This window comes from Nocardioides sp. (assembly GCF_047607365.1).
GTDB lineage: Bacteria > Actinomycetota > Actinomycetes > Propionibacteriales > Nocardioidaceae > Nocardioides.
The window spans coordinates 1-2,510 of the sequence record NZ_JASGDD010000100.1 but is presented as its reverse complement, the minus strand read 5'-3'; the positions used below and the strand labels follow the sequence as shown (position 1 = coordinate 2,510).

Below are 2,510 nucleotides of genomic sequence, written 5' to 3'. Positions count from 1 at the left end.
GATGCGGTGCTTCTTCTCCTTGAGCTCCACCTCGGTGGCCGCGCCGACCTTGATCACGCAGACGCCGCCGGCGAGCTTGGCGACCCGCTCCTGCAGCTTCTCGCGGTCCCAGTCGGAATCGGTGCGGGCGATCTCGGCGTGCAGCTGAGCCACCCGTCCGGCGACCTCGGCGGCCGCGCCGGCACCGTCGACGATCGTGGTGTTGTCCTTGGTCACCACGATGCGGCGGGCCCGGCCCAGCACGTCCAGGCCGACCTGGTCGAGCTTGAGCCCGACCTCGGGCGCGACGACCTTGCCGCCGGTGAGGATCGCGATGTCCTCGAGCATGGCCTTGCGGCGATCGCCGAAGGCCGGGGCCTTGACCGCGACCGAGGTGAAGGTGCCGCGGATCTTGTTGACCACCAGGGTGGACAGCGCCTCGCCGTCGACGTCCTCGGCCACCACGAACAGGGTGCCGCCGGCGCCGATGACCTTCTCCAGCAGCGGGAGCAGGTCGTTCATCGAGGAGATCTTGCCCTGGTTGATCAGGATGTAGGGATCCTCGAGGACGGCCTCCATCCGCTCCGGGTCGGTCACGAAGTACGGGGACAGGTAGCCCTTGTCGAACTGCATGCCCTCGGTGAACTCGAGCTCGGTGCCGAAGGTCTGGGACTCGTCGACGGTGATCACACCGTCCTTGCCGACCTTGTCGAAGGCGTCGGCGATGAGCCGGCCGATCTCGGCATCACGAGCCGAGATGGTGGCCACGTTGGCCATGTCGTCGGTGTCGTCGACCTCGCGGGCCAGCTCGCGCAGCTTGTCGCTGACGGCCTCGACGGCCGCCTCGATGCCACGCTTCAGGCCGACCGGGTTGGCCCCGGACGCGACCGCGCGCAGGCCCTCGTGGACCAGCGCCTGGGCCAGCACGGTGGCGGTGGTGGTGCCGTCGCCGGCAACATCGTTGGTCTTGGTGGCGACCTCTTTGGCCAGTTGGGCGCCGAGGTTCTCGTAAGGATCGGTGAGCTCGACCTCCTTGGCGACGGTGACACCGTCGTTGGTGATGGTCGGGGCGCCCCACTTCTTGTCGAGCACCACGTAGCGGCCCTTGGGGCCGAGCGTCACCTTCACGGTGTTGGCGAGGATGTCCACGCCGCGCTCCAGGGAACGCCGCGCCTCCTCGTCGAACTGAAGGATCTTGGGCATGGTCTGCAGATTCCTTACTTGGAGACGACGGCGAGGATGTCGCGGGCGTTCAGGAGCAGGTACTCCTGGCCCTCGTACTTGACCTCGGTGCCGCCGTACTTGGAGAAGATCACGACGTCACCCTCGGCGACGTCGAGCGGGACGCGGTTGCCGTTGTCGTCGATGCGACCCGGGCCGGTGGCGATGACCTTGCCCTCCTGCGGCTTCTCCTTGGCGGTGTCCGGGATGACCAGGCCAGAGGCGGTGGTCTGCTCGGCCTCGAGGGGCTGGACGAGGATCCGGTCCTCGAGCGGCTTGATCGTGACTGCCACGTCAAAACCCTTTCTTGTGCTGGGCTCGCGCCCGTTGCTTGTCGGTTTCTCAGCCGGGGCGTCGTCGCGGGTGCCGCCGGCGGCCGTTCGCACTCTCGGGGTGAGAGTGCTAACGCCGAATCTATCGCGGGCTTAGCACTCGTTCAACCTGAGTGCCAACGATGTGGTCGATCCGTCGGAGAACCTCTTCAGCCTCGCTGACTGGGCTCGCCGAAACCCGTAGCCCGCGGGGCCTCGACAAGCTCGACCAACGACAGCCAGCGGTTCCTACCGGACGATGAGGCGAGGTCCCGGGACCACCGTCCGCAGATCGCCAGGCTCAGAGGTGACCACCGCATGCCCCGCTTCCCGGGCGTGCAGAGCGACATGGACGTCGACGACATCGGGATGTCCACTGCGTCCGCACAGCAGGCCGACGGCCCGGGCCGTCGGGTCATCCGGCGGCGGGATCACCACCCGCGGGTCGCCGAACAGGCGAGCCACCCGGGCCTGCCGCGACCCTCCCCGCCAGGACTGGGCGACCACACCGGCCGGGACGGCCAGCGGGAGATCGTTCTCGATCGCTCGTCGAAGCCAGGAGAATACCGCGCTACACGAGGGAGAATCGTCGCGGAAGGGAGCAGATATGACACCGCTCGACGACCGGCTGGAGGCGCTGATCGCCGCCGAGTTCGGGGCCGGCGTGGCCGACCGGCTCTTCGAGCACGAGCACCTCTCTCGGGTGGTCGGCCTGCTGCTCACCGACGGACGCCGCATCGTGGTGAAGATCCGCCCGTCCGATCCGCGCCACCACGGCTGCAGTCAGGTGCAGCGCACCCTGTTCGCCGCGGGTTTCCCGTGTGCGCAGCTGCTGCACGGGCCGGTGGAGGTCGGCGACGACACGATGTCGGTCGAGAGGTACGTCACACCTCCCGGCCCGGCGACGGAGTACTCCGCGCCGAGCGCGGCGGCGTCCGGGGCGGCCTTCCGGCGGCTGGCGGGCCTGGCGCCGGCGGTCGCGGAGGTGCCCGACCTCGG

General features: G+C 68.9%; 2 protein-coding genes and 1 pseudogene. 1 reads left to right on the top strand and 2 read right to left on the bottom strand.

Annotated features, from left to right (window positions below; genetic code table 11):
• Together groL and groES are read right to left on the bottom strand one after the other, a co-directional pair.
• Window positions 1–1,182: chaperonin GroEL (groL, locus tag QM572_RS07660; protein ID WP_415091700.1), on the bottom strand; the 1,182-nt coding region annotated here is incomplete at its 3' end.
• A 14-nt stretch (window positions 1,183–1,196) separates the two neighbouring features.
• Window positions 1,197–1,493 carry a co-chaperone GroES gene (gene groES / locus QM572_RS07655; protein ID WP_415091698.1) on the bottom strand — a complete coding sequence of 99 codons (297 nt, stop codon included), beginning with the start codon at window positions 1,491–1,493 and terminating at the stop codon, window positions 1,197–1,199.
• A gap of 625 nt (window positions 1,494–2,118) precedes the next feature.
• On the opposite strand from groES, the pseudogene QM572_RS07650 reads away from it, so the two are divergent.
• Window positions 2,119–2,510, top strand: a pseudogene (locus QM572_RS07650) (hypothetical protein); the annotation flags it as partial.